General features: G+C 66.2%; 24 protein-coding genes. 8 read left to right on the top strand and 16 right to left on the bottom strand.

The window, feature by feature from the left end; all coding sequences use genetic code 11:
• Nucleotides 1-50: 50 nt before the first annotated feature.
• Nucleotides 51-713 carry a DedA family protein gene (locus OG874_RS37925; RefSeq protein ID WP_330257597.1) on the top strand — a complete coding sequence of 221 codons (663 nt, stop codon included), beginning with the start codon at nt 51-53 and terminating at the stop codon, nt 711-713.
• Nucleotides 697-1,416 (top strand): DedA family protein, encoded by a 720-nt coding sequence (locus OG874_RS37920; RefSeq protein WP_330251851.1) that lies wholly within the window; start codon nt 697-699, stop codon nt 1,414-1,416. The genes OG874_RS37925 and OG874_RS37920 overlap by 17 nt, the downstream gene beginning before the upstream one ends.
• A 3-nt stretch (nt 1,417-1,419) precedes the next feature.
• On the opposite strand, the gene OG874_RS37915 is transcribed toward OG874_RS37920, so the two are convergent.
• The 3 genes from OG874_RS37915 to OG874_RS37905 form a co-directional block, all read right to left on the bottom strand.
• Nucleotides 1,420-2,505: a glycoside hydrolase family 76 protein gene (locus OG874_RS37915; RefSeq protein WP_330257596.1), complete on the bottom strand. Its 1,086-nt coding sequence runs from the start codon at nt 2,503-2,505 to the stop codon at nt 1,420-1,422.
• Between the two features lie 117 nt (nt 2,506-2,622).
• Nucleotides 2,623-3,303, bottom strand: a complete 681-nt coding sequence (locus OG874_RS37910; protein ID WP_330251850.1) for a TrmH family RNA methyltransferase — start codon at nt 3,301-3,303, stop codon at nt 2,623-2,625.
• A gap of 57 nt (nt 3,304-3,360) precedes the next feature.
• The gene (locus tag OG874_RS37905; protein ID WP_330251849.1) at nt 3,361-3,699 is read right to left on the bottom strand and encodes a DUF4190 domain-containing protein; all 339 of its coding nucleotides are present in this window, start codon (nt 3,697-3,699) and stop codon (nt 3,361-3,363) included.
• Between the two features lie 587 nt (nt 3,700-4,286).
• On the opposite strand from OG874_RS37905, the gene OG874_RS37895 reads away from it, so the two are divergent.
• A complete protein-coding gene (locus tag OG874_RS37895) occupies nt 4,287-4,739 on the top strand; it encodes a DUF3592 domain-containing protein (RefSeq protein WP_330251848.1) in 453 nt (150 codons plus the stop codon).
• On the opposite strand, the gene OG874_RS37890 is transcribed toward OG874_RS37895, so the two are convergent.
• The 7 genes from OG874_RS37890 to clpB all read right to left on the bottom strand — a co-directional run bounded on the left by OG874_RS37890 (nt 4,717) and on the right by clpB (nt 13,183).
• Nucleotides 4,717-5,436: a lysoplasmalogenase gene (locus tag OG874_RS37890; protein WP_330251847.1), complete on the bottom strand. Its 720-nt coding sequence runs from the start codon at nt 5,434-5,436 to the stop codon at nt 4,717-4,719. The genes OG874_RS37895 and OG874_RS37890 overlap by 23 nt on opposite strands.
• A 73-nt stretch (nt 5,437-5,509) precedes the next feature.
• Entirely contained in the window at nt 5,510-6,574 is a 1,065-nt protein-coding gene (locus OG874_RS37885; RefSeq protein ID WP_330251846.1) for a beta-ketoacyl-ACP synthase 3, read from the bottom strand.
• A 150-nt stretch (nt 6,575-6,724) separates the two neighbouring features.
• Nucleotides 6,725-7,291 (bottom strand): orotate phosphoribosyltransferase, encoded by a 567-nt coding sequence (pyrE, locus tag OG874_RS37880; protein WP_330251845.1) that lies wholly within the window; start codon nt 7,289-7,291, stop codon nt 6,725-6,727.
• Nucleotides 7,292-7,296: 5 nt separating this feature from the next.
• Entirely contained in the window at nt 7,297-8,103 is an 807-nt protein-coding gene (locus OG874_RS37875; RefSeq protein WP_330251844.1) for an SDR family NAD(P)-dependent oxidoreductase, read from the bottom strand.
• Nucleotides 8,104-8,161: 58 nt separating this feature from the next.
• Nucleotides 8,162-9,274, bottom strand: a complete 1,113-nt coding sequence (locus tag OG874_RS37870; protein ID WP_330251843.1) for a hypothetical protein — start codon at nt 9,272-9,274, stop codon at nt 8,162-8,164.
• Nucleotides 9,275-9,356: 82 nt separating this feature from the next.
• The gene (locus OG874_RS37865; RefSeq protein ID WP_330251842.1) at nt 9,357-10,211 is read right to left on the bottom strand and encodes a DUF5666 domain-containing protein; all 855 of its coding nucleotides are present in this window, start codon (nt 10,209-10,211) and stop codon (nt 9,357-9,359) included.
• Nucleotides 10,212-10,624: 413 nt separating this feature from the next.
• Complete coding sequence (gene clpB / locus OG874_RS37860) at nt 10,625-13,183, bottom strand: ATP-dependent chaperone ClpB (protein WP_330251841.1); 2,559 nt, start codon at nt 13,181-13,183, stop codon at nt 10,625-10,627.
• A 260-nt stretch (nt 13,184-13,443) separates the two neighbouring features.
• Here clpB and OG874_RS37855 point away from each other — a divergent pair, with 260 nt between their 5' ends.
• The 4 genes from OG874_RS37855 (at nt 13,444) to OG874_RS37840 (ending at nt 16,788) form a co-directional block, all read left to right on the top strand.
• Entirely contained in the window at nt 13,444-14,379 is a 936-nt protein-coding gene (locus tag OG874_RS37855) for an NADP-dependent oxidoreductase (RefSeq protein WP_330251840.1), read from the top strand.
• A gap of 113 nt (nt 14,380-14,492) precedes the next feature.
• A complete protein-coding gene (locus tag OG874_RS37850; protein ID WP_330251839.1) occupies nt 14,493-14,633 on the top strand; it encodes a hypothetical protein in 141 nt (46 codons plus the stop codon).
• 210 nt (nt 14,634-14,843) lie between these two features.
• A complete protein-coding gene (locus OG874_RS37845; protein ID WP_330251838.1) occupies nt 14,844-16,001 on the top strand; it encodes an FAD-binding oxidoreductase in 1,158 nt (385 codons plus the stop codon).
• A gap of 10 nt (nt 16,002-16,011) precedes the next feature.
• On the top strand, nt 16,012-16,788 hold the full coding sequence (locus OG874_RS37840) for an FAD-binding oxidoreductase (protein ID WP_330251837.1): 777 nt from the start codon (nt 16,012-16,014) through the stop codon (nt 16,786-16,788).
• 202 nt (nt 16,789-16,990) lie between these two features.
• Here OG874_RS37840 and OG874_RS37835 read toward each other — a convergent pair whose 3' ends face one another.
• The 5 genes from OG874_RS37835 to dnaK all read right to left on the bottom strand — a co-directional run bounded on the left by OG874_RS37835 (nt 16,991) and on the right by dnaK (nt 22,918).
• Nucleotides 16,991-18,160: a globin domain-containing protein gene (locus OG874_RS37835; protein WP_330251836.1), complete on the bottom strand. Its 1,170-nt coding sequence runs from the start codon at nt 18,158-18,160 to the stop codon at nt 16,991-16,993.
• 671 nt (nt 18,161-18,831) lie between these two features.
• Nucleotides 18,832-19,233: a heat shock protein transcriptional repressor HspR gene (locus tag OG874_RS37830; protein ID WP_330251835.1), complete on the bottom strand. Its 402-nt coding sequence runs from the start codon at nt 19,231-19,233 to the stop codon at nt 18,832-18,834.
• Nucleotides 19,233-20,396, bottom strand: coding sequence for a molecular chaperone DnaJ (gene dnaJ, locus OG874_RS37825; RefSeq protein ID WP_330251834.1), 1,164 nt, complete (start codon nt 20,394-20,396; stop codon nt 19,233-19,235). Before dnaJ ends, OG874_RS37830 begins: the two co-directional genes overlap by 1 nt.
• Nucleotides 20,397-20,420: 24 nt before the next feature.
• Nucleotides 20,421-21,074 carry a nucleotide exchange factor GrpE gene (gene grpE, locus OG874_RS37820; RefSeq protein ID WP_330251833.1) on the bottom strand — a complete coding sequence of 218 codons (654 nt, stop codon included), beginning with the start codon at nt 21,072-21,074 and terminating at the stop codon, nt 20,421-20,423.
• On the bottom strand, nt 21,071-22,918 hold the full coding sequence (gene dnaK / locus OG874_RS37815; protein WP_330251832.1) for a molecular chaperone DnaK: 1,848 nt from the start codon (nt 22,916-22,918) through the stop codon (nt 21,071-21,073). The genes grpE and dnaK overlap by 4 nt, the downstream gene beginning before the upstream one ends.
• A gap of 525 nt (nt 22,919-23,443) precedes the next feature.
• Here dnaK and OG874_RS37810 point away from each other — a divergent pair.
• The gene (locus tag OG874_RS37810) at nt 23,444-25,048 is read left to right on the top strand and encodes an FAD-binding oxidoreductase (protein WP_330251831.1); all 1,605 of its coding nucleotides are present in this window, start codon (nt 23,444-23,446) and stop codon (nt 25,046-25,048) included.
• A 9-nt stretch (nt 25,049-25,057) separates the two neighbouring features.
• On the opposite strand, the gene OG874_RS37805 is transcribed toward OG874_RS37810, so the two are convergent.
• Nucleotides 25,058-25,546, bottom strand: coding sequence for a MarR family winged helix-turn-helix transcriptional regulator (locus OG874_RS37805; protein ID WP_330251830.1), 489 nt, complete (start codon nt 25,544-25,546; stop codon nt 25,058-25,060).
• Between the last annotated feature and the right edge of the window lie 109 nt (nt 25,547-25,655).

Below are 25,655 nucleotides of genomic sequence, written 5' to 3'. Positions count from 1 at the left end.
CGACAGAATCGGTGACGAGCAACGTCGCATTGACCCAGTTGCTGGATCCGATGTACCTGCTCCAGGAAACGTGGCTCAAGAACGCGGTACTGCCCGCGATCCTGGTGATCGTCTTCATCGAGACCGGTCTGCTCTTCCCGATCCTCCCCGGTGATTCCCTGTTGTTCACCGGTGGTCTGCTCTCGGCGCAGCCCGATCCGCCGGTGTCGATCTGGGTGCTGGTGCCCGCCGTCGCGATCACCGCGTTCGCCGGTGACCAATGCGCGTATTGGATCGGCCGGGCCATCGGGCCCGCGCTGTTCCACAAGGAAGACACGCGGTTTTTCAAGAAGCACTACGTCACGCAGACGCACGAATTCTTCGAGAAGCACGGGCCGAAGACCATCATCCTGGCCCGCTTCGTGCCGATCGTGCGCACCTTCATGCCGGTGCTCGCCGGTGTGTCGAAGATGGATTACCGCAAGTACGTCGCCTTCGACATCGTCGGCGCGGTCCTGTGGGGCGGCGGCGTCACCGTGCTGGGCTACTTCCTCGGCAATGTCGCGGCCATCCGCGACCACATCGAGGCCATCTTCCTGCTCATCGTGCTCATCTCGGTGCTGCCCGGCATCATCGCCGTGGCGAAGAAACTGCTGAACCGCGATGTCGACAAGTCCGAGGCCGGGCGGCAAGATGCCGAACTGACCGCCTCGACGAATGATTCGACCCGCTGAGCTGGTGTCTACCGCGCAGTTGCCCCTAGCAGTGGGCAGTTTCGATCCGCTGACCTCGGCGGGCCCCGCGCTCGTCTGGACGGTGGTGCTGACCTTCGTCTTCCTCGAGTGCGCGTTGATCATCGGGCTGTTCCTGCCCGGTGACTCGATGCTGATCACCGCGGGCATCGTGATGGCGTCGAATGCCACCGGCGAGGCACACGTCTGGGCGCTTTCGGTCGGCGCGATGATCGCGGCCGTCGCCGGAAACCAGGTCGGTTACGTCATCGGGCATCGCACCGGCCACCATTTGGTGGCCAGGAAGAACGGCCGCTACATCAACACCCGCAACCTGCGGCGGGTCACCGAGTTGCTGCAGCGACATGGTTTCCTCGCGGTGCTCATCTCGCGCTGGATTCCGTGGGTGCGCACGCTGTGCCCGGTGGTCGCGGGCGCGGCGCAGATGAACCACCGCAAATACACCCTGGCCAGCACGATCGGCGCGATCATCTGGGCGCCGGTACTGCTGCTGATCGGCTATTACGCGGGCAGTTTCCTGGAGCGGGTGCCGTGGCTGGAGCCGATGGTCATCGGCACCTTGGTGGTCGGACTGATCATCGGGACGGCGCTGGGCATCCGGCACTACCGGCAGGAGATCGCCAAACCCGCCGAGGATTTCGATCTCGAATCCGCGCCGTCCGGCGTGCTCGAGACCGAGTGCTGATGCCTACAGTCCGGCGGCGCTGACCTGGTAGGCCGCCTCCATCAGCAGCCAGCCCGACAGTTGGACCGACATATCGCGCTCGGGCACCCGCGAGGAGGTCACCGAGCCGCCCGCGGTGAAATGACCGGCGCCGGATCGGCCGCCGGGTAGCTGGGTGGGTTTGCTCCAATCGTGGCCGAACAGCGGTTCACCCTCGACCTCGAGCCGGTTCGCCCAGGCCGCGGTGGCCGAGGCGCGCACGATGGCCGCGGCGTTGCGTCGATCGGCCACCTGTTCGCGATCCTCGCCGGGCAGCATCAGCGCGACCACCGCGAGATAGCGGGCCAGGATCCCGTTGAACAGCCCGCCGTCGCCGCCACCGCCACCGTTGATCACCCCACCGGTGGTCATCTGCTCCTCGACCGCGATCAGTAGCCGGTGCACGCGTTCGCTATGGCGCTCCTCGCCGGTATGCACCGCGAGTTCGGCTTCCAGGCCCAGCACCACACCCTGGCAGTAGGTGAAGGCCGGGCGCTCGATCTCGCCGGAGGGCAGGTGGATGCCGTCCAGGATCAGGCCGCTCTCCTTGTCGAGCAGCGTCGCATCGATCCAGTCGGCCATCTCCTGTGCACGGACGTGACGGCCCAGGCGCAGCAGCGCGATCGCGGCGGGACCGTTGGCGGGCGCGTTGAAGTAATCCGAATCGACCCGCCATGGCACGCCGCCGCCGCGCGCCGGATCCCAGGCCCCGTACAGCTCCTTCTCCAGCGCGATCAGCCCGCCGCGTACGTCGATGTCCTGGGTTCGCTCGGCGCGCTCCAAAGCGATGGCCAGCCAGGCCATGTCGTCGTAGTAGTCGTTGGTCCACCCGGTGACATTGCGCAGTCGATGGGCGCGCGCGATGGCGGCAATGCGCCTGCGCCGCACCGGGGTCGGTGCCCGGTTGGCGGCGTCGACCGCGCAGTCGATCAGATGCGCCTGCCACCAGTAGTGCCAGGACGCGAAGGCGCGCTCACGCCGGGTCGCCGGCCAGCCGACCACGCCCAATTCCGTTCCGGGAAGGGCCCATAGCGCGCGCAGGTGCCGAGAGACGATCGCGGACTCCGCCATATCCGCGCGCTCGGACCACAGCGCGGGCGTGGGGGTAGCATCGCGCCCGGTCTGCGGGCTCCGCGAGGTCATGGGTCAATGGTGCCAGCTTCTGCCCTATTTCTAGGGATCTTTTCGTTACCAAGCTGACGTCAAATCGGCATGTTGCCGGATCCACGCGTGCATGGCGATACCGGCCGCGACTCCGGCATTGATACTGCGGGTCGAACCGAACTGCGCGATCGAAACCGTCAGCTGGGCCGCACCCTTCGCATGTTCGGTGACACCGGGACCCTCCTGCCCGAACAACAGCAGGCAGCGGCGCGGCAATTCGACGGTTTCCAGCGGGACCGAGCCCGGCACATTGTCCACCGCCACCACCGTCAGGTCCGCGTGCGCGGCGAAGGCAACCAACTCGCCGATATCGGTGTGATGCTCGATGTGCTGATAGCGGTCGGTGACCATGGCGCCGCGGCGATTCCAGCGTCGCCTGCCGACGATGTGCACGGCCGCCGCGGCGAAGGCATTGGCGGTGCGCACGACGGTGCCGATATTCGCGTCGTGCCCGAAGTTCTCGATGGCCACGTGGAACGGGTGCCTGCGTCGGTCGATATCGGCGATGATCGCCTCGCGCGTCCAGTAGCGGTAAGCGTCCACGACATTGCGGCGGTCACCGCCCGCGAGCAGCTCCGGATCGAATCGGGGATCCCGCGGCGGCGCCTCGTCGTGCTCCTCGGCCCATGGCCCGACACCGTGCGGATGCTCGCCCCATTCGGTGGGTCCTGGCTGTTCGGCCGTATCCGGCGCGGGGTGGTTCACTCCACGATGCTAATTCCGGCCGTACCGCCACCATCGGGTGGCCGGAACGGGCGGTGCCTAGTAGGTGGACGACGAGCTGTCGAGGGCGCCGCTGGCGGCGAGGATCACCATGACCACGATGAACAGGATGCTGAGGATCAGCAGCACCGAGGAGATGATGCCGCAGATGTACCCGGCCTGCACGCTGCCGCGACCACCGATCGCACCGCCCGAGGCGTCGATCTCGTTGAGCGCCTTCTTACCCATCACCCACGCGACCGGTCCGAGGAACTGGCACAGCAGCAGACCGAGGATGCCGAGAATCAGGATCGTCACGGCCTGCGGGTGGTCCTGCGGCGGACCGTAGGCTGGATATCCATACGGTGCCCCGTACTGCGGTGGCGGCGGATAGTTCATGCGCAGGATGGTAGTTCGTGGTGTGGCTGGCCACACCACGGATTCGGCGGACAGCTCCATCGAAGCCCGCCGCGCACGCGACAACCCTGGAGTCCATGACCGAGACACACACCCTCGTGCTCGACGCGCCCACCGAAACACCCGGCCCGGATGCGCGCGCGGTGCTGCGCACGGTGCTGTGGGCACCGATCCAGGCCCGGACCTAGAAGCAACTCGCTTATGTCTTCACCGGATTGATCAGCGGAAGCCTGGCCCTCTAGCCGGGAGGAAGCTGGTTCTGTGTTGCGCGAGCGCGTCTGGTGGGGGTCGCTTTCTTTCGTGGGCTCGGGTTGTTTTCTGGTTGGTGATGCATTCGGCGATGATGGCGAGGGGGCTCCTGCTGCAGAGGCGGCGAAGTAGGACGGTGACCAGAAGTGGTTGCCCCACAAGTATTTTTGGATGTGGTCGGGGAACTCTTGGCGCAGGTATCGGGCGGAGACGGCCTCGTTGCGATTGCAGGGCTGAACGGCACGCGTCTGGTCAAGGCGCGTTCAGACCGGGCCGGGCGGACCTATCCTGGATGTCAGGGCAGTCGGGTGGAGGCTGGTATGGACCACGCGCGCATTCTCCGCATAGTGCTCGGGGTGACCGCCGGGTATTTGGTGCTGCTCGGGCTCTGGCTGGGCTGGCTGCTACCGCATACGCCGCCGGGGACCGAGGCATTTCAGATCGTCGCACTGGTCGGCCTGTTCGGTTCGTGCGTCGGCGTCGGCATGCTGTTGGCCGCGCGGCCCTCGCGCGCGGATCGGCAACTGTGGCGGCACGGGTTGGAGGGCTGGGCGACCATCGAGAGCGCACACACGCTACAACGCACCGATCACCACACCGAACTGACCGAATTCGATCTCGAACTGGTCGTGCCCGGTTCCGAAAGTTACCACGGGACAATCGTTTTCGACGTAACCCCGGCCGACAAACCGCGCCTGGCAGTCGGTGAGACCATCTCCATCCGCGTCGACCCCGCCAACCGCGACCGAATCATCCTCGTGCTGGAGCAGTAACTCCGCCCAACGCCGAGGCATGTGCGCGGGGGTCGGCGAGGAGGTACTGGGCGGCGGCGTAGGTGGCGAGGATGACGCCCTCGGCGACCCGCCGGGAGCGCTCACCGTGCACGAAGAGGCGACGCAACACGATCAGCCCGTCGGAGACGGTGAACAGCAGCGCACCGAGGCCGAGCCGACTGCGTGGATCGGAGCTCGGAATATTCAGCCCGCCAATGTTTTTCGCACCCGGAGCCAACCCGGGATCGGAGGCGAGCACGGCCGCGCTGCCCAGTGTCGCACCGTAAGCCGTCAGCGGAGCCGCAACGGTCGGCGCCTTCGCCCGCATCAGCGCCGCGGCCCCGAGCCAGGCCACCACCCGCGGCAGTGCGATCTCCGGACGCGGCCGCCCGCCACGGCGCCACCACAGCACCGAATATCCGGTCTGCATCACCGCGAACGACGACGCACCCGCGATCAGCCGCCGATCGTTATCCGGCTCGATCAACAGCACATCACCGAGCGTCGCGGCGCCGAGCGCACCGAGCAGCACCGTCCGGTCGACCGGATCCAGCGCCGCCGGATCGGTCCCGACATCCGCCGCCAGCAGCGGCATCATCAGCGGCTTCGCGATCCACTGCAGTTTGTCTCGGCCGGTGACCGCGCCGAATACGGTCACCGCCGCGGCCGCGAGGAATCCGGCACGGAAGGGGCGCACGCCCCGCGGCGTTCGCGACGCGCCCGGAGGAGGCAGCTTGGGTAACCACGGAGGGCGCCGCGAATGCCGCAAATCAGACACTGAAGCTAGGCTCGGTCGGGGCGGGCGGCAGCGTGACCACCTGACCCGCGTAGCTCAGACCGGCGCCGAAGCCGAGCAGCAGCGCTGTCTGGCCGCCCTTGGCCTTACCGGTCACCAGCATCTCCTCCATCGCCAGCGGGATGGAGGCGGCGGAGGTGTTGCCGGTGTTCTCGATGTCATTGGCGACCGGGATGTCATCGGCCAGCCCGAGGTTCTTCTTCATCAACTCGTTGATGCGCGCGTTGGCCTGATGCGGGATGAACACCTCGATGTCCTCCTTCGACACCCCGGACACCTCCAGCGCGGAGGCCAGCGCGCGCGGCAAAGTGACCGCCGCCCAACGGAATACGCGCGGCCCCTCCATGCGCAGCGACATCCGGCCGACCGGCTCGACGGCCGGATCGGTGCCCTGCAGCGCCTGTGCCCGCTCCATGTACTCCAGAAAGTCGACATCCTGCGCGATCGCCGACGCGTTCTCGCCGTCGCTGCCCCACACCGTCGGGGAGATGCCGTTCTCCTCGCTCGGGCCGACCACCACCGCGCCCGCGCCGTCACCGAAGATCATCGCGGTGCCGCGATCGGTCGGATCGAGTCCGACGGTCATCGTCTCGGCGCCGATCAGCAGCACATATTCGGCCGAGCCCGCCCGGATCAGATCGGCGGCGACCCCGAGGCCGTAGCCGAAACCACCGCAGCCGGAGGTCAGATCGAAGGCCGCGATCCCGTTCATCCCCAGATCGTTGGCGACCTTGGGCGCACCGTGCGGGGTCAGCGTCAGCCAGCTCGAGGTGGCCAGGATCAGCGCGCCGATCTCGGACCGGTCGATGCCGCTGTTCTTGATCGCGCGCTCACCGGCGGCCGCCGAGATCGACTGCAACGTCTCGTCACCGCTGATCCAGCGGCGGTTGCGTACGCCGGTGCGCTCGTAGATCCATTCGGGGGTGGAGTCCAGGACCTCGCACACCTCTTCATTGCTGACCAGGCGTTTCGGACGGTAAGCACCGATGCCGAGCATCGCGACATTTTCTCGGCTCTTATTGACTGCGATGCTCACCACAGGTAACTCACACGACCCTTCACTGTCTCCGACCGCCGCGCTGCGCTCGGCGTATGCGCTCCTTTATCGGGTCGCATCGCTACCCCGTTTCGGATTGCTCGACAAGCGCCCCCACCACCAGCGATTGCGACCCGGGACCGCCTTCTCAGCTTAGCCGAGGGCAAGATCCTTCAGTCCGAGGATGGACCGGTACTCCAGCCCCTCGGCCGCGATCACCTGATCAGCGCCGGTCTCCCGATCCACCACGGTCGCGACGCCGACCACGGTCGCGCCCGCCTCGCGCAGCGCGCGCACGGCGGTCAGCGGTGAATTCCCGGTGGTCGTGGTGTCCTCGACGACGAGCACCCGCTTGCCGACGATGTCCGGGCCTTCGATCTGGCGCTGCATGCCGTGCGTCTTGGCGGCCTTGCGCACCACGAAGGCGTCGATCGGGCGGCCCGGCGCGTGCATGACGGCCAGCGCGACCGGATCCGCGCCCATGGTGAGACCGCCGACGGCCTCGAAATCCCAGTCCGCCACCAGTTCGCGCAGTAGCTTGCCGATCAGCGGTCCGGCGCCGTGGTGCAGGGTGGCGCGACGCAGGTCGACGTAGTAGTCGGCCTCCTTGCCCGAGGACAGCGTGACTCTGCCGTGCACGACGGCGAGCTCGCGCACCAACGCCGCCAATCTGTCTCGGTCCTCGGTCGAAACGGCAGCGTTGCTTGCCTGGTCGATCATGTCTGTTAAGTCCTTCCGCGTGCGTTGAACAGGCCGCGATTCAGTCGGGCCGCCAGCGGTCGCGGGATCATTCCGGCGACGGTGGTGACCACCTTGTACTGCACACCGGGCACACTCAGCACCCGGTCCTTCTCCAGATCACGCAGCGAACCGGCGACAACCTGGTCGACGCTCAACCACAGCTGTTTCGGCAGCGAAGACATCTCGATACCGGCTCGCTCATGGAATTCGGTGTGCACGAATCCGGGGCACAGCGCCTGGACTCGAACACCGGTTCCGGCCAATCCGCCCGCCAACCCCTCGCTGAAGGATACGACGTAGGCCTTGGAGGCCGAATACGTCGAGCCACGTCCGGGGATCAGACCCGCGACGCTGGCGACATTGACGACCGAACCCTTCGCCGCCGCGATCATCGAGGGCAGGACGGCCCTGGTGAGCTGCACCACCGCGGTGACATTGACGTCCAGTTGGGCCTGCACCTGCTCGGGCGGCTGCGTCCAGAACTCCCCGGACTGCCCGAATCCCGCGTTGTTGACCAGGAATTCGATGCCGTCGGTGGCGCGCGCGACGACTCGGTCCCGATCGGCGGCGTCGGCCAGATCGGCGACCAGCACCTCCGAACGGGTGGCGAATTTCCGCTCTAGTTCCGCCGCTAGGGCATTGAGCCGCTCCTCGTCGCGGGCGACGAGGACTAGGTCATAGCCGAGCCTGGCCAGTCGCACGGCGAACCCGTGCCCGATACCGGAGGTCGGTCCGGTGATCAGCGCGACAGGACGGATGGCGCCGGGCAGGCGCGCAGGACTATCTGTCATGGCACATTCCAAGTCGTTTGGCGGTCGACACCGCCGATCAGTGTGGCGGCGTGCCCACTCACTGCGGCACGGGACCCTGGTACGGACGGAATCCTGGGTGGAACGGACCGCCGGGCTGTTCCGGGTTGTGTTCGGCGGGCGGCCAGTCGTCCTCGTCCGATTCGGCCCTGATGGACTCGGACTGGGCGGGCTTGCGCTGGGCCGGACGGTCTTCGGGCGGCCAGCTGTCGTCGGGCTCCCAGCGCTCGTCACGCGCCCGCGAGCGCGAGTCGGGGACGACGGCGAGGCTGGGGCGGCGCGGCGGCTCGGGGGTCACCGGGTCGGCGGCCGGTTCGTCGTCGTAGTCCGAATACTCCGGCTCCTGATACTTCGACCGTTCGCGGCCGCGGTCGTCGTCGTATGCGGAATCGGCGTCCGGCTCCTCGCGATCACCCTTGCGCGACGCCGGCGATGCCATGCGGGCCGCACCCACCGGAGCGTCCGACCCCGAATCACCCGAACGCGACGTGCGCGGATGCGGTCGACCCGGATCGTGACCACCCGAATCGACGCCGAGCACATCGGTGACCGGCGGCAGCACATGCAGCAGACCGGACAGGCGCAGCACCGCGTCGATCGCGGTCTCCCAATCCTTGCCGACGGTCCCGACATTCAGCATGCCGAGGGTCCAGTTGCCCTCGCTCCACAGCATCTGCACGGTGTCGGGCAGCGATTCGATGAAGGCGACCATGCGCTGGTCGACGGCGTGCCTGGCGATCTCCGGATTGGTCGCGAACACCACCCGGTCGCCGATCGCACCGAGTAGCTCCAGATCGGCGTCCTTGGGCGGGGACGCGGTCTTGAGCCGCATATCCACATCGATATCCGAGCCGATCTGCCTGCGCACCGCGACCAGTGTCGCCGCGTCCTCGAGATCGAACAGGACGAACTTCTCGCCCTTGCGGATCCCGGAGACCACATCCACCGCGGACAGGTAACCGAGCTTGGCCAACGCACCGCGGCGCCAAGTCGACGCTAGTGCCGGTTCCACCGACACATACGTGTATCCCTGGGCCTTCGCCCAGACCTGGCGCGCATGACCGGTCCGCCGTCGCTGGATCCGATCGAAATAGAGCAGCACGATCGCACCAACCAGTGCGATCGCCGCCAACCCGAACCACATTGCCGTCATCGTCGCCTACCCTAATATGCGCAGCCGGACGGAGTCCGTCTTTGGCCCCGCGCCGGGCCGAGCGAGGACCCCGTCTGATGTCTCACCGCGTGCCTCCGGGCATCGCCGTGCTGATGATGATCTTCGCGTCGATCGAACCGTCCGCGACCTTGTCGCCCTGCACCATCACCATGTCACCGACCGGTAGATCGGCCACCTTCGACCCGGTCAGCGAGATCACCTGGGTCTTATCGGTGGTGCGCACCGTGACCGGTGCTCCCCCCAAGGTGTCGAGGGTCAGCTGGCCGCCGGTATTGGCGGTGATCGTGCCCATGGTCGCGCCCAGATCGTCGATACCGCCGAGCCCCGGAATGGTCGGGGTGACCCGGGTGGGCGTCGGCTGCCCCGAGGGCGCGGTGCCGCCTGGCTGACGTCCCGTGGTCGGGAACGCCGAGGTGCTCGCGGCGGTCGAGGACGAATCCTTACCGCCGAGCAGCGCACCCGCGACCACGCTTGCGGCGCCGATCAACAGGATCACGCCGAGTCCGAGGGCAATCCACAGCCCGGTGTTGCGCTTGCGCGGCGGCTGCTGCTGCTGATCCGGCGGTAGTCCGCCCGGTGGCAGCCCGCCGGGCGGATACTGCGCGCCCGGCACGGCAAACCCGCCGACCTGCGTCGGATTCTGCGTACCCGAGGCCCACGGTTCGCCATAGCCGCTCTCGTACCCGCCCCACTGGGGCTGACTCTCATACGGCGGAAATTCCTTGGTCGCGTTGGCCGGCGGCGGAGCCCACGGCTCGAATTGCTCGGTAGACGGATAAACCCCGCCCTGGCCATACGCTTCGGTGTACTCCGTCGTATGCGACGGCTGCTCGAATCCCGACCTACCCGGCGGACCGATGTGCTCCGTCGGCGCATCCTCCGGTCGCTGAGCCCAAGGATCGTTGGGATTCGTCATGGCTTCCAGGGTAGGCTGTGACACTTTGCCGCGCCTGCGGCGCGGCGTGTTCGCGGCCCCCGATGTCTCGCGTCCGAGCCGTCGAGACTCGCGACTGCGTCGCATGCGCTTCGACGACTCGGACGCGAGACGGGCCGCGAACGGTCGCTCGTAAGACTCGCTCCGTGGTGGTTGCGAATGCGCGAACAGTCGCTCGTAGGGCTCGCTCCGTTGTGGGTTGCGAATGCGCGAACAGTCGCTCGTAGGGCTCGCTCCGTTGTGGGTTGCGAATGCGCGAACGATCGCTCGTAAGACTTGCTGCGTTGTGGTCGATCGAGCGGGGACCCCACCTCGCAACTGGATGAATGCTCCGTGGTGGTCATGTGTGGCCCGGCTCACGATCGATCGCGAACCGGGCCGCACATGTTTGCCGGTCAGCCCTTGCCGACGATCAGGCCCTCCCCGTTCGGGGTGACGTTGACCGCGACGGTGTCGCCGTCGGTGATCTCGCCGGCGAGCAGTTCCTTGGCGAGGGTGTCGCCGATGGACTGCTGGATGAGCCTGCGCAGCGGGCGGGCGCCGTAGACCGGGTCGTAGCCGCGCACCGCGAGCCAGAACCGGGCCGAATCGCTGACGGCCAGCTTCAGCCTGCGCTGCGACAGCCGCTTCTGCAGCTGGTCGAGCTGGATATCGACGATGGACTCCAGTTGCTCCTCGTCGAGGGCGTGGAACATGACCACATCGTCGAGGCGGTTGAGGAACTCCGGTTTGAAGGCCGAGCGAACGGCGTTCATGACGAACTCCAGATCGCCACCCGCACCCAGATTCGAGGTCAGGATGAGGATGGTGTTGCGGAAGTCCACCGTGCGGCCCTGGCCGTCGGTCAGGCGGCCCTCGTCGAGCACGGCGAGCAGGATGTCGAAGACATCCGGATGCGCCTTCTCGATCTCGTCGAACAGCACCACGGTGTACGGCCTGCGTCGCACCGCCTCGGTCAGCTGACCGCCCTGGTCGTAACCGACGTAGCCGGGCGGGGCGCCGACGAGCCGGGCCACCGAATGCTTCTCGCTGTACTCGCTCATATCGATCCGGACCATGGCGCGCTCGTCGTCGAACAGGAAGTCCGCCAACGCCTTCGCCAACTCGGTCTTACCGACACCGGTCGGGCCGACGAACATGAACGAGCCCGTCGGACGGTTCGGATCCGCGACTCCGGCCCGCGCCCGGCGCACCGCGTCGGAGACCGCCTGCACCGCCTCGGGCTGGCCGACGACGCGCTTGCCCAGCTCCTGCTCCATCCGCAGCAGTTTCTGGGTCTCGCCTTCCATCATCCGGCCGACCGGAATACCGGTCCAGGCCGAGACCACCTCGGCGATATCGTCGGGGCCGACCTCCTCCTTGAGCATCACTTCGCCGTCACCGGCTGTCGCGGAAGCCTTTTCGGCCTCGGCGAGCTGCTTCTCCAGTGCCGGGATGCGGCCGTAGCGCAGCTCGGCGGCCTTGCCCAGATCACCGTCGCGCTCGGCGCGTTCGGATTCGCCGCGCAGGGATTCCAACTCCTCCTTGAGGACTCGGACCTGATCGATGGCGCTCTTCTCGTTCTGCCAGCGGGTCATCAGCTGGTTGAGCTTCTCGCGGTCATCGGCGAGTTCCTGGCGCAGCTTCTCCAGGCGCTGCTTGGAGGCCGCGTCGGTTTCCTTCTCGAGCGCGACCTCTTCGATTTCCAGGCGGCGCACCGCGCGCTCGACCGCATCGATTTCCACTGGACGCGAGTCGATTTCCATGCGCAGCCGCGATGCCGACTCATCGACCAGGTCGATCGCCTTATCCGGCAGGAACCGGGAGGTGATGTAGCGGTCGCTGAGGGTGGCGGCGGCGACCAGCGCGGAGTCGGTGATGCGCACGCCGTGGTGCACCTCGTAGCGCTCCTTGATACCGCGCAGGATGCCGATGGTGTCCTGCACCGACGGCTCGCCGACCAGCACCTGCTGGAAGCGACGCTCCAGTGCGGCGTCCTTCTCGATGTGCTTGCGGTACTCCTCCAGCGTGGTCGCGCCGACCAGCCGCAGCTCACCGCGGGCGAGCATGGGCTTGATCATATTGCCCGCGTCCATCGCGGATTCACCGGTGGCACCGGCGCCGACGATGGTGTGCAGCTCATCGATGAACGTGATGATCTGTCCCGCACTGTTCTTGATGTCCTCGAGCACGGCCTTGAGCCGCTCCTCGAATTCACCGCGATACTTCGCACCGGCGACCATCGCGCCCAGGTCCAGCGAGACAACGGACTTGCCGCGCAGTGACTCCGGCACGTCACCGGCCACGATGCGCTGGGCCAAGCCCTCGACGATCGCGGTCTTGCCGACACCGGGTTCGCCGATTAGCACCGGGTTGTTCTTGGTGCGACGGCTCAGCACCTGGACGACCCGGCGGATTTCGGTATCGCGCCCGATGACCGGGTCGAGCTTGCCCGCGCGCGCCGCGTCGGTGAGATCGGTCGAATACTTCTCCAGCGCTTGGTAAGTGCCCTCGGGATCCGGACTGGTGACCCGTGCGCTGCCGCGTACGGCGGTGAACGCCTCACGCAGCGCGTCAGGCGTCGCGCCGTACTTCATCAACAGCATGGTCACTTCCGAGTCGCCGTCGGCGAGGCCGACCAGGACGTGCTCGGTCGAGACGTACTCGTCGCCGAGTTCGGTGGCCAGGCGCTGGGCGGCGGTGATCGCGGCCAGGGCCTCGCGGCCGAGCTGCGGTGTGGTGGTCGCGCCGGTCGCCCGCGGCAGTTTGTCCACAATGTCGCGCGCCTCGCGCCGAATGATTGCCGGATCCACCGCGACGGCCTTGAGCAAGGGGGCGGCGATGCCATCGGTTTGGTCCAGCAACGCCACCAGCAAGTGCGCCGGACGGATCTCCGGATTGCCCGCGGCCGAGGCGGCCTGCAGGGCGGCGGTCAGGGCCGCCTGGGTCTTGGTGGTGGGATTGAACGAGTCCACAAGTCACCTTCCTACTAGTCGATGCTCTGCACCATCCAACGTCGGAAAGGTTGAGTCTGTTCCACTCAACTTTGAATTACTTCGAACGGACGGCTCCGAGAACGATCGACTCGACCGACACCCGAACAGACTCGTGCTGAACGCTACGCCGCGACACTGCCGAATGGCATCAATCACCGGGTCTGCGGCATGGAGGTGCCTACGATGGCCTTGGCCGTTGGTTGATGCATCACAATTCAGCCCGAATCAAGGAGCGATGTATGCGCGCGATCGTGGTACGAAGCTTCGCAGCGACACCCGAATTGGCCGATATGCCGGTACCCGAACCCGGTGTGGGCGCGGTCCGGGTCCAGTTGGAGGCGGCCGGGGTCAACCCCTTCGACCAGCGGATGGCCACCGGCATTCTGGATGGCAAACTGCCACACGATTTTCCGATGATCCTCGGCGTCGACGGCGCGGGCACGGTGTCCTCGGTCGGACCCGGCGTCAACAAATTCGCCGTCGGCGACCGCGTCGTCGGCAAATTCCTGAACCCGCCGGTCGGCCACGGCAGTTTCGCCGAATACGCGGTGCTGCCCGAGGACGCCACGCTGGTGCGCATCCCGGACGGCGTGCCGACCATCGCGGCCGCGGCACTGCCGACCGCCGGGGTCACCGCTCAGGACATCGTGGACGCCAGCAAGATCGAACCGGATCAGACGGTGTTGATCGTCGGTGCCACCGGCGGAGTCGGTTCCTTCCTGGTGCAGCTGGCGAATATGGCGGGCGCACACGTCATCGCGACGGCGCGCGGCGCGGACGCCGACCAGATGACCCGACTCGGTGCGGCCGCGACCATCGACTACACCCAGGGACCGGTCGCGGCACAGGTCGCCGCCGCATATCCGAACGGGGTCGATGCGCTCTTCGATCTGGTGAGTCCGCCCGAAGCACTGGCGGAGCTGACCGCTGTCGTGCGCGACGGCGGCACCGTTTACTCCACCATCTGGGCCGCCGACCAGGACGCCCTGTGCGACCGTAGCATCAAGGGCGGCAATATCGAATCCAGCGGCCGCGCACCCGAATTGACCCGCCTGCTCGATCGCGTCGCGGCGGGCGACGTGGTCGTGCCGATCGACGCGACCATCCCGCTGGCCGCAGCCGCCTCCGTCATCGGCGCGTCGGGCGCGCGCGGCAAGACCGTGCTCTCCATCTGAGCTCGTGGAGAGCTAATGAGCACCCGCCCTGTGGAATTCGGCCTCTTCCTGCTTCCGGCGGCCGATGACTATCAGCAATTGACCGAGCTGACGACCTACGCCGAAAGCGCTGGGTGGACGATCTGTCCGCACTGCACCGCGACCAGCGCGTCGACGCCTTCATCTTCTGGCCGACCGAGGGTGATCCGGTAGAACAGGTGCACCGCTATGCCGAATTGGTCGCCCCCGCCGTCCGCGCGAACCTCGCGAGTTGACCCGGCGATAACCGGCCGCCCCGGACCTCACATATCCTCCCACGCCAGGCCCAAGGCACCCCCGATTTGCCCACGGATTACCGTTGGCGCGGGCGTGATCGGTCATACCCACACGACCACGGGATTTTCAGGGATACTTGACAGCGGAGAACCGCCGGTTACGGACATGTCTCCCTGGGCAGTAGGTAGAGGGAAAGGAAGCTCCACGTCGTGGATGCGCGTTCGGCAGCGCTGGTCCGCGCCAACTTTCGTTCGGTGATCGAGTCGCCACATGGACCCGAGCGGTTGATCAGTGCGTTTTATGGTCATCTGTTCGCGGAGAAGCCTCAGCTGCGGGAGTTGTTCCCGCCCGCGATGGAGATGCAGGCGAAGCGCCTGGTGACCGCCATCCATTTCGTGCTCGACAACCTCGAGGACTGGGGACGGGCACAGAAATTCCTGGAACAGTTGGCGCGGGATCACCGCAAGTACGGTGTCATCGCCGCGCATTACGATATCGCGGGGCGGGCGTTGCTCGCCGCGTTCCGGGTCTTCAACGGTCCGATGTGGAACCGCGCGCTCGAGGAGGGCTGGCGCGATATCACCATCCTGATCTCGGCGTCCATGGCCATCGGCGCGAACTCCGACAAGTCGCAGCCGTATTGGGAGGCGACCGTGGTCGGCCATCGCCGGGTGCTCGAGGATCTGGCCATCGTGCGGCTGCAGTCCGACGGCCCGATTCCGTATCAGGCCGGTCAGTATGTGCCGATATCCGTACCGCAGCGCCCGAAGATGTGGCGCTACCTCTCGCCCGCGATTCCGGCGAATCCCTATGGCGAAATCGAATTCCACATCCGCAAGATCCGCGGCGGCTGGGTGAGTCCGGCCATCGTCAACGAGACCAGGGTCGGCGACCGGTGGATGGTCGCGGGTCCGCTGGGCGGGCTGCACGTCGACCGCGACAGCGGCCGCGACGTGCTGCTCATCGGCGCGGGCACCGGCATCGCCCCACTGCGCGCCCAGCTGATCGAGATGGGTCAGCGCGGTATCAACCCGCGCGTACACTTCTTCATCGGCGGGCGCTATCCCTGCGATCTGTACGACGTCGAGAACATGTGGCAGCTCTCGCAAAGCAATCCGTGGCTCACCGTGGTCCCGGTCTGCGAACAGAAGACCAACCCGTGGTGGTATCCGCATCCGCTGCAGGACGAGCCGTACGGCATGCACCGCCGCCTGATCGGCAATCTCGGCGCGGTGGTCGCCAGCTTCGGCTCCTGGGCCGACCGGCAGATCCAGATCGCCGGGTCGGCACGCATGATCGCCGACACCCGCCGCGCACTCATGGCCGTCGGCACCCCGGAGTCGGCCATCAGCTCAGATCCCGTGTGAGAGAAGCAGAATGACGATAGATCCGAGCGGGCTCGGCAATGGTGCCGCGCCCGAATGGAAGGCGACCGTGGTCGGTCACCACCGACTACGCCACGATGTCGCGGTAATCCGCTTGATCGGCGAATACATCCCGTTCCTGGCCGGTCAATCCGTCGAGGTCCGGGTGCCGCAGCATCCCGGCATGCGTCGGCGGCTCTCCCCGGCGCTGCCGCCCTCGCTGGACGGCAAGCTGGAGTTCCATGTGCGCACGGTGCCCGGCGGCTGGTGCAGCGGCAGCATCGTCGCCGACACCAAGACCGGCGACGAATGGCAGATCGGTGCTCCCCTGGGCACCTTCGCCATCGATCCGTACGGCGACGAGGTGGTGCTGATCGCGGGCGGCACCGGTCTGGCGCCGATGCGCGCCCAGATCCTCGAGCTGGCCAGACACGAAGATCCGCCGCCCACTTACCTATTCGTCGGCGGCCGCTCCCCGCGGGACCTGTACGCCGACGATATGCTCTTCCTGCTGGCGAACGACTTGCCCTGGCTCACGGTGATTCCCGTGGTCGAGAGCCCGGAGGATCCGGGCTGGGTCGACGAATGGTATGAGCAGGCGCGCGTCGGTATCGGATTCCCACTGGACGACATGCTCTTCGGCACGGTCGCGGACGTGGTCGGTTCACACGGCGCGTTCGACAACCACCAGGTCCTGGTCTGCGGCTCCCCCAATATGGTCCGGGTAACCCTGGACCGTCTCGTGGAGACCGGAACTCCAGCTGCTGCAATACAATTCGAAGGACTCTGATAGACAAACCGACCACAACGGAGCGAGTCTTACGAGCGACCCGTTCGCGGCCCGTCTCGCGTCCGAGTCGTCGAAGCGCATGCGCCGCAGGCGCGAGTCTCGACGGCACCGCTTGCGACTGCTTGCAGGTCGCTCGAAAGGGTCGGACGCGAGACATCCGGGGGCCGCGAACACGCCGCGCCCGCGCGGCCGAAAACACAGCTCAGAACAGTGGGTCGTGTCTGATGTTCTTGGTTTGGGTTCCTGCGGCCATCAGACGGAACTTGGTGGTCTGCACCATCGAGGGCGAGCCGACGATCTGCACATCCCGGTCCGACCAGGAGCCGTAGCTCGCGACGACCTTGCCGATCTGACCGGTAATCCGGGCCTCCAGGCCGGGCCAGGCGGGTTGGGGTTCATCGGAATCGAGGTACCACCAAGGGTTTTCGTCGCTCTCGGTGACCGGGGTGATGGTGAGCCACTTATTGGCGGTGGCCAGGTGGCTCAGGATCTCCAGATCGTAGAGATCACAGGGATGGTGGCCGCCGACGAACAGCTGCACCCGCGGATTGACGCGCCGTTGTGCCATCGCCATGAGCTGGGCGCGCAGGGGTGCGATGCCGGTACCGCAGCCGACCATCAACATCTTCCGTTTCACATTGCGCGGTACGCCGAGTCCGCCCAGTGGCGAACCGAGTAACCACTGATCACCGACAACGGTATTGCTGAGGATGGCCGGGCTGACCCAGCCGCCGAGTACGCCGCGGATGTGGAATTCCACCTCCCCGTTCGCATTCGCTGGCACCGCGGGGGACAGATAGCGCCACATGCGCGGCCGGGACGGGATCTGCACGCTGATGTACTGCCCTGCGGCGTACTGCATGGGCTGATCCAATTGCAGCCGGACGACGGCGAGATTGCGCAGTAGATCGTGGCGCTCGACCACGGTCCCGGTCCACACCGATGGTGCGGATTCCTGCTGGGCCGCACCGATCATGGTGTCGCCGATGATCTTGAGGCCCTCGTCCCAGGCGCGGTCCACCTCATCGGTCCACATCTCGGTGCCCGCGAAGATTCGCATCGCGGTCTTCAACGAGGTGGCTACGGCGGTGTAATGCGCGGGCTGCACACCGTACTTGCGATGGTCGCGCCCGAGTTGGGCGAGGAAGGGCAATAACTTGTTCGGCTCCTCGAGCCGATCCAGCGCGTAGGAGATGGCCTTGACCAATCGGTCACGCTGGGAATCCATCGCTGCGGGGAAGAAATCCCGGGCGGCGGGGTAGTCGGTGAACAGGATTGCGTAGAACGAACTGGCCAGCTTTGCCGGACCCCCCTCCTCCGCAGCAACCGCCTTGAACGTCGTTCTTATCAAAGCGACAGTCCGCGAATCCATTTGTGTCACAACCCCATTTCGCACTTGAACACAAACTGAGCTGTCACGTGAGGTGCTGTGGGTCACTCGACAGCAGCCGATGCGAACGAGTGTAAGGGAGGTTTGCCAGCAACGGAATCAATCGAATAAACATCACGTGTGTAATTCCCCTTAAACGAGGATCCGCACCACGAAATGCCTTGAAAACAAACCGAAAGAACGAACACGACGGTGAAATCCGTCACATACTTGGCGATTTCGCAACCCCGTTTTGCATGGTTCATCCCAATCGGGCAGTGGGAGCGATCCCACGGCAACCCCGCGCTCGCATCCGGCCACCGGACTCGAGCAAACCTCGCGCACCCACCGACCTGGCGACCGATGGAATCCTCATGGCGAATCGCGCATAGTTTGCTGGATCCGCGCCCACAGCAAACCTCGCAGATCGGCACATCATCGGCAACTTAGGCGACCGCACGCCGAGTCCCCTGGGACCCCAAAACACTTGTCAGGTACCGAAACCGGAATCGGGCGTTTGCTCGCCCACTGCCAGCACTAATTCGCAAGCGCGAACCGGCACCGCGTTTCGACCCAACGGTCCCGGCCACCGCCATTTATCAGCCGAATACGACAAAGGCTCCGGGCTCGGTTGTGCAACCGAATCCCGGAGCCTTGCTGTGCCGTGGCGCTTATCAGCGCCGATTGCGCGGCTTCCACACCACCAGTGCGGTACTGCGTTGCGGCGGCGTGAGATCGGGGCGGTACCCCGCGCGCAGCCGCTCCAGCTCGGCCGCCATTTCGGCGACCCGCTGCTGCAGTTCCTCGACCTGGTTGGTGAGTTCGATGATGCGCTTGATGCCCGCCAGGTTGACGCCGTCGTCCTGGGATAGCCGCTGCACCTCGCGCAGCAGCTCGACGTCCCGTGTCGAATAACGCCTACCGCCACCCGAAGTCCGTTGCGGCGTAACCAGTCCCAAGCGGTCATATGTGCGCAGTGTCTGCGCGTGCATACCCGCTAGCTGGGCCGCGACCGAGATCATGAAGAACTCGGCCCGCGCGGTCCCACCGGATGCCTGCTTCGGATTATCGGACATCACGCACCCGCCCATCCCGCACGTGGATCGAACCCACTGGTCTTCTCCGCCTCCGCATAGCGCTTGAGCGCCTCGGCGGCATTGTCGTCCAGCTTCTGTGGCACGGCGACCTTGACGGTGACGAGCAGATCGCCCGCGCCGCCACCGGGACCACGCTTGGGCACGCCACGGCCGCGCACCCGCAGGATGCGGCCGTCCGCGGTGCCCGCAGGCACCTTCACGCCGACGCGCCCTTCCAGCGTGGGCACGGAAACCGTTGTGCCCAACACCAATTCACTGTAACTGACCGGCAGCACCAGGGTCAGGTCGTCGCCGTTGCGGCCGAAGACCTTGTCCTGGCTGACGTGCACGGTCACATAGAGGTCACCCGAGGGCGCACCACGCAGCCCGGCCTCGCCCTGTCCGGCCAGCCGGATCTTCTGCCCGTCGCTGACACCAGGGGGAATCCGCACCGTGATGGTGCGCGTCCGATTCTGGATGCCGCTGCCGTGGCAGTCGACGCACGGGTCGTCGATGATCGAGCCGGTGCCCCGGCACTCATCGCACGGCTCGCTGAAGCCGAACGCACCCTGGTTGCGGCTGATCACGCCGTTTCCATTGCAGACGGGACAGACTCGTGGACTGGTCCCCGGCTTGGCGCCGCTGCCGTGACAGGTAGTGCACGGCGACGGACTGGTCATTCGCAGTGGAACGGTGACGCCCTGCGCGGCCTCGCGGAAACCGAGCGTCGTCTCGGTCTCCACATCCGCGCCGCGGCGGGGACGGCTCGCGGTCCGCGTGCCGCCCCGATTGAACAGCCCACCCAGCAGGTCACCGAGGCCACCGTCGCCGGCATTCGCCTGGCCGAAGATGTCACCGATATTGAAATCCTGCGAGAAGCCGCCGCCCGCACCGGGAGTGAAGCCGCCACGGCCGTATCCGCCACCGGCGAACAGCTTTCGGGTCTCGTCGTATTCCTTGCGCTTGGCCGGATCCGACAGCACGGCATGCGCCTCGCTGACGGTCTTGAACCGCTCCTCGGCCTTGGTGTCGCCGGGATTGGCATCCGGATGCAAGTCACGAGCGAGCTTGCGATATGCCTTCTTGATCTCGTCCTGCGAGGCGCTGGAGGAGACACCCAGCTCCTTGTAGAAGTCCTTTTCGATCCACTCCCGTTGGCTCACCGGGTATCTCCTCCTCTCGGGTTCCTATTGGTTGTTCGCATTGGCATCAACATCCGATGCCTCTTCTTCGACCAGATCGGCCACGCCATCGGTTACCCCGACGAGCGCGTGCCGAAGCACCCGATCGCCGAACCGATAGCCCTTGCGCATGACCATGCCGATCACCGGATCGTGTCCCTCGCCCTCGTGCTGCACGGCCTCGTGCAGGGTCGGGTCGAAAGGCTCACCCTCCGAACCGAATTCCTGCAGACCCTGCTTGTGCAGTGCGTCGGCGAGCTTGTCCGCGACCGATTTGAGCGGTCCGGCATCGAGGTCGCCGTGCGCACGCGCACGATCGAGGTCGTCGAGTACGCCAAGCAATTCGGAGACCACGGCGGCCTTGGCCGCGTCGATGGTGGCCTGGCGGTCCCGCTCGACCCGACGCCGATAGTTGGCGTATTCAGCGGTCAGCCGCTGCAGGTCGGCGGTGCGCTCGGCCAACTCCTTGGTGATGGCCTCGGCCAGGATCTCGGCGCCCTCGTCCGTACCGATGACGGGTTCGGTGCCGTTCCCGGCTTCCGGGCCGGGCCCGGCGGCGGACTGATCCGCCGCCGGTTCCCGGATCTCACCTGTCTCCGGATCGATCTTGCGATTGTCGACGAAGGTGATCGGCTCCTGTTCGGAGTTTCCCTCGCTCACTTCTTCTCCGTGTCGACCGGCTCGTCCACAACCTCCGCGTCCACGACCTGGTCATCGCCGGCCGAGCTCGATGCCCCGTTGCTGGAGGCGGCCGACTCGGCGGCCGAGGCCTCGTAGATCGCCTGACCAAGCGCCTGCGACTCGGTCGCCAGCTTCTCGACGGCTGCCTTGACCGCGGCGATGTCGGTGCCCTTGAGCGCCTCGTTCGCCTCGGCGATGGCCGCCTCGACCTTGGACTTGATATCCGCGGGGACCTTGTCCTCGTTGTCCTTGATGAACTTCTCGGTCTGGTGCACCAGCGACTCGGCCTGGTTGCGGGTCTCCGCCTCCTCGCGCCGCGACTTGTCCTCGGCGGCATGCGCCTCGGCGTCCTTGACCATCCGGTCGATCTCTTCCTTGGACAGGCCGGAGCCGTCCTGGATCTTGATCTTGTTTTCCTTGCCGGTGCCCTTATCCTTCGCGGTCACATGCACGATGCCATTGGCGTCGATATCGAAGGTGACCTCGATCTGCGGCACGCCACGCGGAGCGGGCGGGAGGCCGGTCAGCTCGAAGGAGCCGAGCAACTTATTGTGCGAGGCGATTTCACGCTCACCCTGGAACACCTGGATCTGCACCGACGGCTGGTTGTCGTCGGCGGTGGTGAAGGTCTCCGAGCGCTTGGTCGGGATGGTGGTGTTGCGCTCGATGAGCTTGGTCATCACGCCACCCTTGGTCTCGATACCCAGCGACAGCGGGGTCACATCGAGCAGCAGGACGTCCTTGACCTCACCCTTGAGCACACCGGCCTGCAGGGCGGCGCCGACGGCGACAACCTCGTCCGGATTCACGCCCTTGTTCGGCTCGCGACCGCCGGTCAGTTCCTTGACCAGTTCGGATACGGCGGGCATACGGGTGGAGCCGCCGACGAGCACGACATGGTCGATATCGGCGACGTTGATGCCTGCGTCCTTGATCACGGACTGGAACGGCGCACGGGTGCGGTCGAGCAGATCCGAGGTGATCTTCTGGAATTCGGCGCGGGTCAGCTGCTCGTCGAGGAACAGCGGGTTCTTATCCGCGTCGACGGTGATGTAGGGGAGGTTGATCGAGGTGCTCTGCGAGGAGCTCAGTTCGATCTTCGCCTTCTCGGCGGCCTCACGCAGGCGCTGCAGCGCCATCTTGTCCTTGGTCAGGTCGATGCCCGCGCTGGCCTTGAACTTGTCGACCAGCCAGGTCACCACGCGCTCGTCCCAGTCGTCACCACCGAGGTGGTTGTCACCGGAGGTGGCGCGGACCTCGACGACGCCCTCGCCGATTTCCAGCAGCGAGACGTCGAAGGTGCCGCCACCGAGGTCGAAGACCAGGATGGTCTGTTCCTTATCGCCCTTGTCCAGGCCGTACGCGAGCGCGGCCGCGGTGGGCTCGTTGACGATGCGCAGCACGTTCAGCCCGGCGATCTGGCCGGCTTCCTTGGTGGCCTGACGCTGGGCGTCCTCGAAGTACGCGGGCACGGTGATGACCGCGTCGGTGATCTCCTCACCGAGATAGGACTCGGCGTCGCGCTTCAGCTTCATCAGCGTGCGCGCGCTGATCTCCTGCGAGGTGTACTTCTTGCCGTCGATCTCCACGGACCAGTCGGTGCCGATGTGGCGCTTGACCGAGCGGATGGTGCGGTCGACGTTGGTGACCGCCTGGTTCTTGGCGGGCTGGCCGACCAGAACCTCACCGTTCTTGGCGAACGCGACGATCGAGGGGGTAGTGCGCGATCCTTCAGAGTTCGCGACAACGACCGGCTCGCCGCCTTCGAGAACGGCGACGACCGAGTTCGTGGTCCCGAGGTCGATTCCGACCGCACGAGCCATGGTGGTTCCTCCTAGTTGACGTAACTACTTGTGTCGGTGCTGGGTAAACGCGGTTTCAAGCGATCTGCGACATCCGTGATCGGCTGCCACGAGACCTCGCACCGAGCACCTCACGGAGCACGGTCCCAGCGACGCTGAGCGTGGTCGGCTCAATCTTGCACCCGACCGCCGCCGGGAGTCAACTCAAACTTGAGCCGATCACACTCAATATTGATTGTCGAACAGCTCAACCGGCGACCTCCGCAATCTATTCCCGGATCGCCGGCAAGCCACCGTCCGCCATTCTCGTCAGCCGGGTTCGCCCAGGCCAGGAACGTGCGCCAGTTGTGACCAACCCCTGATCCGGATCCCGACGGACCGCGCCCGGTGTTTCCGCGGCATCCGGTCCGAGCAGGACCCCCGCAACCCCACCCCCGCGTATCGATCTCCTCTATAGGATCGGACGAAATCTTCGAACTCCCGGTCTGACACTCGTCAGGATGGCGAGCGGCGGTGCGGCCGATCGATCCGCTGAGAGGAGTGGGTGTGTCGACGAAGACGCGGTCGTGGTGGGGCTGGGGCAATGTCGAGGATGCGGTCGTCGGCGCGGAGCTGGAAGCGCTGACGGCGCGGGTCGCGGCGATGCTCCGGGGGGTGGATCTCACGCCACACGAACCGCCATCGGTCGAATCGCTCGGGCTGCCCGAACCGCGGGTGACCGCACCGGATTCGCTCGCCGAACTGGTGTCGGCGGATCCGGCCAATCGGGCGGCGCACGCACACGGTCAGGCGTTTCGCGATGTGGTGCGCAATCTGCTCGGTGATGTGCGCAGTGCGCCGGATCTGGTCGTTCGGCCGCGCGGCGAAGACGATATCGTGGACGTCCTCGACTGGGCCGCTGGGGCGAATATCGCGGTAATCCCGTTCGGCGGTGGAACTTCCGTGGTCGGCGGGGTGGAGCCGCGATCGGCGGCAAGCGAATTCGCGGGGGCGATCAGCCTGGACCTCGGCGCTCTCGATCGCGTACTCGAGATCGATCGGACCAGCCGGGCGGCACGAATACAGGCCGGAGTGTTCGGTCCGGCCTTGGCGGATCAGCTGCGCGGCGCGGACCTGACACTGCGGCATTTTCCGCAGTCGTTCGAGTTCTCGACGCTCGGCGGATGGCTGGCCACCAGGGCCGGTGGGCATTTCGCGACGCTGTACACCCATATCGATGACCTGGTCGAGTCGATGCGGGTGGTGACGCCGACGGGCACAAGCGAATCGCGGCGGCTGCCCGGATCCGGAGCGGGGCCGTCGCCGGACCGGATGTTCCTCGGATCCGAGGGGATACTCGGCATCATCACCGAGGCGTGGATGCGCCTGCAGGACCGGCCACGTTGGCGCGCAACGGCTTCCGCGCACTTCGACGATTACGCGAAGGCGGTGGCCGCTACCAGGGCCATCGCACAGTCCGGTCTGCACCCGAGCAATTGCCGACTCCTCGATCCGGCCGAGGCATTTCTCAATGCCGGTGCCGCGACGAGCGGCGGCGTACTGGTACTCGGATTCGAATCCGCCGATCACCCGACGCGCACCTGGATGGAACGCGCGCTGGAGTTGGTCGCCGACCACGGCGGCACCCTTCCCGAGCCCGCGCGCTACACCGAATCGACCATGCACCAACCGGGTTCGGGCGCGGCCGACACCTGGCGATCGTCATTTCTGCGAATGCCCTACCAGCGCGACGCCCTGGCGGCCCGATCGATGATCACCGAAACCTTCGAAACCGCCTGCACCTGGGACAAATTCGACAATCTGAAAGCATCGGTGACCGAGGCCGCGAACACGGCCATCCGGTCGGTCGGCGCCACCGGCGTGGTGACCTGCCGCTTCACCCACGTGTATCCGGACGGTCCGGCACCATATTTCGGCATCTACGCCGCGGGCCGCTGGGGCAGCACGCTCGCGCAATGGGATGACATCAAAGCCGCTGTCTCCGAGGCACTCTCGGCCGCAGGCGGGACCATCACCCACCATCACGCGGTCGGCCGGGACCACCGACCGTGGTACGACCGCCAACGTCCCGACCCGTTCGCGAATGCGTTGCGGGCGGCAAAATCCGCGCTGGATCCGGCCGGAATTCTCAATCCCGGCGTGCTTATCTGAGTCTCGAGCTCAGCACTTATCCGCCGGCCGGGCCAGGCCGGGATGGATATCCGGGATCAGCCCGTTGCCCATCGCGGTGCGCTGCAAGAGCTTGACCAGCGTCGCGCGCTCCTCGGGATCGAGCGATGCCGTCACGTCCGCGTCCAATCCGGAGACGATCTCCTCGGCCTGCGCGAGCAGCTCATGTGCGGCGGGGAGTAGATACACCGCGTGCGCTCGCCGGTCGGTCGGATGTTTGCGGCGCTCGACGAGTCCGCGCTTCTCCAGTTCGTCGACCAGCCCGACCATCACATTGCGATGAATCCGCTGCGCCTCGCACAGCTGCTGTTGCGATTGGCCGTCGTTCGCACTCAATATCCGCAGCGTGCCGTAGTGACGCGGGCTGATACCGAGCGGCGCGAGCAGGTCGGTGAACCGGTAGCTGACATGAAATCCCAGCTGGCCGAACAGGAAGGCGGGGTGCTCGGACAGCGGCACGAAGGTCGGATCGTCGGTCACCTCCCCAGCATACCCAATCAACGCACTTTTAATGATTGCACACTTGATTGATAATCACTTCATGTGCATAGTTTGAGGTGTCGCCACACCCCCACCGACCGAGGAGAGC

Origin of the sequence: Nocardia sp. NBC_00565 (assembly GCF_036345915.1) — a bacterium.
Classification (GTDB): domain Bacteria; phylum Actinomycetota; class Actinomycetes; order Mycobacteriales; family Mycobacteriaceae; genus Nocardia.
This window is presented reverse-complemented; position numbering and strand designations above follow the sequence as displayed.

What these genes read in the sequence shown, in the direction of transcription:
- OG874_RS37925 (WP_330257597.1), top strand. Translation starts at nt 51, where the DNA reads ATGTACCTGCTCCAGGAAACGTGGCTCAAGAACGCGGTACTGCCCGCG.
- OG874_RS37920 (WP_330251851.1), top strand. Translation starts at nt 697, where the DNA reads ATGATTCGACCCGCTGAGCTGGTGTCTACCGCGCAGTTGCCCCTAGCA.
- OG874_RS37915 (WP_330257596.1), bottom strand. Translation starts at nt 2,505, where the DNA reads ATGGCGGAGTCCGCGATCGTCTCTCGGCACCTGCGCGCGCTATGGGCC.
- OG874_RS37905 (WP_330251849.1), bottom strand. Translation starts at nt 3,699, where the DNA reads ATGAACTATCCGCCGCCACCGCAGTACGGGGCACCGTATGGATATCCA.
- OG874_RS37895 (WP_330251848.1), top strand. Translation starts at nt 4,287, where the DNA reads ATGGACCACGCGCGCATTCTCCGCATAGTGCTCGGGGTGACCGCCGGG.
- pyrE (WP_330251845.1), bottom strand. Translation starts at nt 7,291, where the DNA reads ATGATCGACCAGGCAAGCAACGCTGCCGTTTCGACCGAGGACCGAGAC.
- OG874_RS37875 (WP_330251844.1), bottom strand. Translation starts at nt 8,103, where the DNA reads ATGACAGATAGTCCTGCGCGCCTGCCCGGCGCCATCCGTCCTGTCGCG.
- OG874_RS37870 (WP_330251843.1), bottom strand. Translation starts at nt 9,274, where the DNA reads ATGACGGCAATGTGGTTCGGGTTGGCGGCGATCGCACTGGTTGGTGCG.
- OG874_RS37865 (WP_330251842.1), bottom strand. Translation starts at nt 10,211, where the DNA reads ATGACGAATCCCAACGATCCTTGGGCTCAGCGACCGGAGGATGCGCCG.
- OG874_RS37855 (WP_330251840.1), top strand. Translation starts at nt 13,444, where the DNA reads ATGCGCGCGATCGTGGTACGAAGCTTCGCAGCGACACCCGAATTGGCC.
- OG874_RS37840 (WP_330251837.1), top strand. Translation starts at nt 16,012, where the DNA reads ATGACGATAGATCCGAGCGGGCTCGGCAATGGTGCCGCGCCCGAATGG.
- OG874_RS37835 (WP_330251836.1), bottom strand. Translation starts at nt 18,160, where the DNA reads ATGGATTCGCGGACTGTCGCTTTGATAAGAACGACGTTCAAGGCGGTT.
- OG874_RS37830 (WP_330251835.1), bottom strand. Translation starts at nt 19,233, where the DNA reads ATGTCCGATAATCCGAAGCAGGCATCCGGTGGGACCGCGCGGGCCGAG.
- dnaK (WP_330251832.1), bottom strand. Translation starts at nt 22,918, where the DNA reads ATGGCTCGTGCGGTCGGAATCGACCTCGGGACCACGAACTCGGTCGTC.